Raw genomic sequence first — 6,123 nt, 5'->3', positions numbered from 1 at the left:
GCTCACGCGTCGACCTCGCGGAAGCGCACGGCGGATCCGGGCTGCAGCAGCGCGGCCGGCTCGCGCTCGGGATCCCACAGCACCGCCCGCGTGGTGCCGATGAGCTGCCAGCCGCCCGGCGAGACGCGCGGGTAGATCCCGCTGAACTCGCCCGCGAGCGCGACGGCGCCGGCCGGGACCCGCGGGCGCGGCGACGTGCGGCGCGGCACCTCGAGGCCGGGGACGCCGGCGAGGTAGCCGAAGCCCGGCGCGAAGCCGCCGAACGCGACCGTCCAGGTGCCCGAGGTGTGGCGCTCCACGACCTCGCGGACCCCGATGCCGAGGAGCGCGGCGACGTCGGCCAGGTCCTCGCCGTCGTAGACCACGTCGATCTCGACGGGCGCGTCACCCCGGGAGCCGGCCTCGTCGGCGGGCCGGGCCGGCTCGGCGGCGAGCGCCCAGGAGCGGGCGGCGGCGAGCGGGAGCACGTGCGGATCCACCGTGACGAGGATGCTCCGCGCGCCGGGCACGATGTCGACGACGCCTCGCGGCCGCGTCGCGTCGAGCACCGGCTGCAGGCGGAGCACCTCGTCGAGCGAGTCGAGGTCGAGCATGACCGCCGCGTCGCCGCACGGCAGGAGCCGGAGGGTCACAGCGCGCGCCGGTCGCGGGCGGGGAGCGCGCGACGGTCGGCGCCGGCGGGAGCCGCCGTCGCAGCGGCGTCTGCGCCAGCCGCATCCGGCACCGGCCGGATCTCCACGCCCGCCGCCTCGAGCGCGTCCCGCACCGCGCGGGCCAGCCCGACGGCCCCGGGGGTGTCGCTGTGCACGCAGAGGGAGTCGGGGTCGAGCCGCACCACGGATCCGTCGATCGCCACGACCGTGCCCTCCGTCGCCATGCGCACAGAGCGGGCCGCGACATCGGCCGGGTCGTGGATCACGGACCCCTCCTGCCGCCGGGACACGAGCGCGCCCTCGGGCGTGTACGCCCGGTCGGTGAACGCCTCGACGCGCGTCGGCAGGCCGGCGGCGTCGGCGAGCCGGAGGATCTCCGAGCCGGGCAACCCGAGGACGGGGAGCGTCGGATCCAGCGCCACGACCGCGTCCACCACGGCCTGCGCCTGCACGGGATCGTGCGCGATGCGGTTGTAGAGGGCGCCGTGCGGCTTGATGTAGGAGACGCGGGCGCCGACCGTGCGCGCCAAGCCGGAGATCGCGGCCAGCTGGTAGAGCACGTCGCCCGTGAGCTCGGCGGGCGACGCGTCGAGGTCGCGGCGGCCGAAGCCCTGGAGGTCGCGGTAGGCCACGTGGGCGCCGACGGCGACGCCGTTCCGGGCCGCGCGCTCGAGCGCGTGCAGCATGACGAGCGGATCCCCCGCGTGGAACCCGCACGCCACGTTCGCGCTCGAGACGACGTCGAGCATCGCGTCGTCGTCGCCGAGGGTCCAGCGGCCGAAGGACTCGGCCAGGTCGCTGTTGAGGTCGATCTGCATGGCGTCTCCCCTGCGGTGGTCGCGCCGCGACCGGCGCCGGCGACCGCCCGTCGCGGGGCCGTGCGACCAGGCTAGGCGGCCCGCGGGGCGACCGGCCCGACAGCGGCGCGGATAGACTCGATGACCGTGACCTCACGCACCCTCATCAAGAACCTGGCCGCCCTCGACGACGGGGACGTGGCCGTCTCCGGCTGGGTCGAGACCGTCCGGGATCAGAAGAAGATCCAGTTCGTGATCCTCCGCGACGAGTCGGGCGCGGTGCAGCTCACCTACAAGCGCCAGGGCGACGAGGACGCGACCGCCGACACCATCTCCGGGCTCGCGGCGGGCACCTTCCTCACCGCGACCGGCACGCTCAAGCACGACGAGCGCGTGAAGCTCGGCGGGCTGGAGATCGGCCTGTCCGGCATCGAGGTCGCCGCGGCCGCCATCCCCGAGACGCCCATCGCGGCCGACTCCTCCATCGACAAGCGCCTCGACTGGCGCTTCATCGACCTGCGCGCGCCGCGCAACTCGCTCATCTTCCGCGTGCAGACCACGCTGGTCCACGCGCTGCGCACCTACTGGGTCGAGCACGACTTCATCGAGGTCTTCTCCCCCAAGCTCATGGCCACGCCCTCCGAGTCGAACGCCGAGCTGTTCAAGGTCGACTACTTCGACGGCGTCGCGTACCTCGCGCAGAGCCCGCAGTTCTTCAAGCAGATGGCGCAGTCCGCCGGCTTCGGCAAGATGTTCGAGGTCGGCCCGGCGTTCCGCGCCGACCCGTCCTTCACCTCGCGCCACGCGACCGAGTTCACCTCGGTGGACGCGGAGATCAGCTGGATCGAGAGCCACGAGGACGTCGCGCGCCTCCAGGAGGAGCTCATCGTCGCCGCGCTCACCGCGGTGAAGGAGAAGCACGGCGACGAGATCCGCGAGCTGTTCGACGTGGAGGTGACTGTGCCGAGCATCCCGTTCCCGCGGATCCCGCTGCTCGAGGCCAAGGACATCGTCGCGAAGCGCGGCCATGTGATCGACCGCGCCGACGACGACCTCGACCCCGAGGGCGAGCGCCAGATCGCGGCGCACGTGATGGAGGAGTTCGGCCACGAGTTCGTGTTCCTCACGGACTACCCGTCGACGATCCGGCCGTTCTACCACATGCGGAACGCCGAGGACCCGTCGATCACGAACAGCTACGACCTCATCTGGAACGGCGTCGAGATCACCACGGGCGCCCAGCGCGAGCACCGCGTCGACGTGCTCGAGGCGCAGGCCCGCGAGAAGGGCCTCGACCCCGAGGAGCTCGGCTCCTACCTCGACTTCTTCCGCTACGGAGTGCCCCCGCACGGCGGCTTCGGCATGGGCCTCAACCGCGTGCTGATGCTGCTGCTGCACCAGTCGAACCTCCGCGAGGTCACTTACCTGTTCCGCGGGCCGAACCGGCTCGCCCCGTAGGTCCTGCTCCACCGGACGGCCCGATCCCCTCAGCAGGGGGTCGGGCCGTTCCGCGTCGGCGGCCCCGGTCCGGGCGTGCGGATCTACATCGCTCGGGGGAACCGCGGACGCCGACCCGCCCGTAGCGTGGCAGGCACCGCCGACCCGCCCGGGCGGCCGCACGCCCGGACCCCGAGGAGCCCGCATGCCCCACGAGACGCGACACGACCGGAGCCTCGCGCCCGGGATCGCCCGGCACGGTCGGCTGCGGAAGCCGAGCGCGGTGCGCACCGCGGTCCTCGCCGTGGTCGTGGTGGCAGCCGTCGCCGTCGTGAGCACCGGATCCGTCGCCGCGGTCGCCGCCTGGGACCTCGCGCGCACCGTGCAGGCGAACGCCGTGGACATCGGGGACGGGAAGGCAGCGCCGCCCTCCATCGGCGGGATCGACGGGGGCGCCAACATCCTGCTGGTCGGCGGCGACACCCGCGAGGGTCAGGGCGATGGCTACGGCACGGGCAAGGACGTCCAGACCGGCAACCTCAACGACGTCACGATGCTCCTACACATCAGCGAGGACCACACGCGCGCGACCGTCGTCTCCTTCCCGCGCGACATGCTCGTCGACATGCCCGCCTGCACCCGTCCGGACGCCTCGGAGGAGCCCGCGTCCTCGGACGAGCAGATCAACGTGGCGCTCAAGCGCGGTGGGCTCCCGTGCGTCGTGCGGACCGTCGAGGCGATCACGGGACTCGAGGTCCCCTACGGCGGCGTCATCCAGTTCAACGGCGTCCTCGCGATGTCGAACGCGGTCGGCGGGGTGCCCGTCTGCGTCGCCAAGCGCATCTACGACCCCAAGACCGATCTCGACCTGCAGCCCGGGGTGCACCCGCTGCAGGGGCGCGAAGCCGTCCAGTTCCTCCGCACCCGCCACGGCGTGGGCGACGGCAGCGACATCGACCGCATCAGCAACCAGCAGGTGTTCCTCAGCGCCCTCCTGCGCACCATCACGTCGACGGACACGCTGACCAACCCGGCCAAGCTGTACGGCATCGCGCGCGCCGCGGTCGACAACATGGTGCTCTCGACCTCGCTGGACACCCCGTCCGCCATCACGTCGCTCGCCCTCACGGCCAAGGACATCCCGCTCGACCGCTTCACCTTCGTGCAGTACCCGAGCATCCGGCTCGAGAGCCAGCGCGTGGCGCAGGACGTCGTGAAGGGCGACGAGATGATCCGGCTGATCGCGGCCGACGCGGACTTCTCCCTCGCGCCGGGCAGCACCGGACAGGGAGTGGCCGCGCCAGAGCCCGCGGCCGGGGAGACCCCCGCGCCCGACGCCGGAAGCACGCCGTCCGCCGAGCCCTCCGCCCCCGCCGTGCTCCCCTCGGGCGTCACGGGCCAGACGGCCGCGGAGGAGACCTGCTCGAATGGCTGATGCCAGCCCGCCCGCCCTCCTCCTCGTCAACGGCACCTACGGCGTCGGCAAGAGCGCCGTGCTCGACCACCTCGGCGAGCTGCTCGCCGAGGCCGGGCGGCCGTTCAGCCTGATGGACGTGGACTGGTTCCACCGGTCCTGGCCGCCCGCGTCGTGGGATCCGGAGAACATCGTCGTCGAGGCGCGGGCCATGGCCGCCACGTGGGCGCTGTTCCAGGAGGCGGGGCCGCGGCAGCTCGTGATCAGCGGGGTGGCGGCGGAGCGCGCCGACCTCGACAGGTACCGCGACGCGCTCGGGATCGACGTGCGCAGCGTGCTCCTGACCGCGTCGCCCACGGTCGTCGAGGCGCGCCTGCGCTCCCGCTACGACGACGACCGCAGTGCCGCGCGCGACTGGCACCTGGCCCGCCACGCGCAGCTCGCCGCGCGGCTGCGGGAGTCCGGCCTCGACGAGACGACGATCCCGACCGACGACCGCCCCCCCCCGGCAGGTGGCGCGGGCGGTGCTCGACGCGTTCGACGCCGCCGCCCGCTAGGGATCCGCGGGCGACGGGATCCCCGCCCGCCGGAGAACTGTTTCCTCTGTTGCCGTAATATCGGGCCCATCACTCGATGCCCCCACCCGCGGGCCGCCGAGCCGTCGACGCCGCGGGATCCGCAGGATCCGCGCCGCCGACGAGACCTGAGGACGGGACATGGAGGAGGGCAGGGCATGGGCCAGCTGATCTTCGACAGCACCACCCGCACCACCATCGACGACCGAGCGCTCGCGCACCTGCAGATCGTGATGATCAACAAGCTGCGCCGCCGGGAGAGCTTCGCGTTCTCGTGGAAGTACCCGGCATCCGAGGGCGACGGACGCAGCACCGTGTGGGTCGCGCCCGAGCTCCCGCTGCACTTCCGGTTCTCGGGCAGCCGCGTCCCGGCGATCAACCCCGCGTGGGTGGAGGTGCTCATGGAGAGCGCGAACACCGGATCCGGGCTGCACCTGATCCCGGAGCCGCCGCCCGGATCGTCGCCGCACCCGGAGCCGCGCGCCGACTGACGGCACACGCCACGGGCCTCCGGCGACCTGCCGCCCGCCCTGCCCGACCCGCCCGACCCGCGACCGAAGGACGACCATGGCCCTCACCAACCTCCCCTACGACGACGAGGCGATCCTCGGCGCCGCCGAGTCCGCGAACGCCATCAGCCGCGAGGTGCGCGACGTGCAGGTCGACTTCACCGGCACCGGCGTCGGCGAGGACGGCGTCGCGCGCATCACGGCGACGATCTCGTGGACCGTCCCGGCCGACGAGGCCGTGCGGATCCTCGAGCAGGCGATGCCGCGCGGCTGAGCGCGGCTCGCACCGGCTGAGCGCGGCTAGTCCCGCACCGCCTGGATCCGGTGCCGCACCCGGGATGCCACGCCCGCGCCCAGCGGCAGCACGAGCGCCGCGGCCACCGGGCCGACCGTCGCGGCCGCGGAGACGACCGCGAGGACGGATCCGCCCGCCAGCAGGAGCGCGTCGGCCTGCCACGCGGCGATCACGAGCGCGGACGCGTCGCCGGCCGGCGTGATCACGGGCGCCATCACCTCCAGGGGCAGCGGTCCCTTCGCGGCGTCGAGCGCGCGCACCACGACGAGCAGCAGCGTCACCGCCGGCGCGACGACGAGCGCGGCGGCACCCGCACCGCCCGCCACGGCGATCCCGGCGCCCACGAGCGCGCACGCGACGCCGGCCGCCGCGGGGAGCGTCGCGTGCAGGAGCAGCAGGCGACCCGTCGGGATCCCGTACAGGGGCGGGGCGGAGGCGACGTC

Annotated in this window: 6 protein-coding genes and 1 pseudogene; 4 read left to right on the top strand and 3 right to left on the bottom strand. The window is 73.7% G+C overall.

What is annotated here, in order from left to right; translation table 11 throughout:
* Window positions 1–2 precede the first annotated feature (2 nt).
* Both HDR73_RS10785 and HDR73_RS10780 read right to left on the bottom strand, forming a co-directional pair.
* The gene (locus tag HDR73_RS10785) at window positions 3–632 is read right to left on the bottom strand and encodes a 5-oxoprolinase subunit B family protein (protein WP_012299832.1); all 630 of its coding nucleotides are present in this window, start codon (window positions 630–632) and stop codon (window positions 3–5) included.
* Window positions 629–1,471 carry a LamB/YcsF family protein gene (locus HDR73_RS10780; RefSeq protein WP_012299831.1) on the bottom strand — a complete coding sequence of 281 codons (843 nt, stop codon included), beginning with the start codon at window positions 1,469–1,471 and terminating at the stop codon, window positions 629–631. Before HDR73_RS10780 ends, HDR73_RS10785 begins: the two co-directional genes overlap by 4 nt.
* 120 nt (window positions 1,472–1,591) lie before the next feature.
* Between HDR73_RS10780 and aspS the strand changes: the two genes are divergently transcribed.
* The 4 genes from aspS to HDR73_RS10760 all read left to right on the top strand — a co-directional run bounded on the left by aspS (window position 1,592) and on the right by HDR73_RS10760 (window position 5,659).
* Window positions 1,592–2,908, top strand: coding sequence for an aspartate--tRNA(Asn) ligase (aspS, locus tag HDR73_RS10775; RefSeq protein WP_012299830.1), 1,317 nt, complete (start codon window positions 1,592–1,594; stop codon window positions 2,906–2,908).
* A 184-nt stretch (window positions 2,909–3,092) separates the two neighbouring features.
* The gene (locus tag HDR73_RS10770) at window positions 3,093–4,322 is read left to right on the top strand and encodes an LCP family protein (RefSeq protein WP_012299829.1); all 1,230 of its coding nucleotides are present in this window, start codon (window positions 3,093–3,095) and stop codon (window positions 4,320–4,322) included.
* Window positions 4,315–5,367, top strand: a complete 1,053-nt coding sequence (locus tag HDR73_RS16540) for a DUF7882 family protein (protein ID WP_012299828.1) — start codon at window positions 4,315–4,317, stop codon at window positions 5,365–5,367. The genes HDR73_RS10770 and HDR73_RS16540 overlap by 8 nt, the downstream gene beginning before the upstream one ends.
* A gap of 76 nt (window positions 5,368–5,443) precedes the next feature.
* The gene (locus HDR73_RS10760; protein ID WP_012299827.1) at window positions 5,444–5,659 is read left to right on the top strand and encodes a hypothetical protein; all 216 of its coding nucleotides are present in this window, start codon (window positions 5,444–5,446) and stop codon (window positions 5,657–5,659) included.
* Between the two features lie 26 nt (window positions 5,660–5,685).
* Here the strand turns inward: HDR73_RS10760 and HDR73_RS10755 are convergent.
* Window positions 5,686–6,123, bottom strand: a pseudogene (locus HDR73_RS10755) (hypothetical protein); the annotation flags it as partial.

This window comes from Clavibacter sp., assembly GCF_014802555.1.
GTDB lineage: Bacteria > Actinomycetota > Actinomycetes > Actinomycetales > Microbacteriaceae > Clavibacter > Clavibacter sepedonicus.
This window is presented reverse-complemented; position numbering and strand designations above follow the sequence as displayed.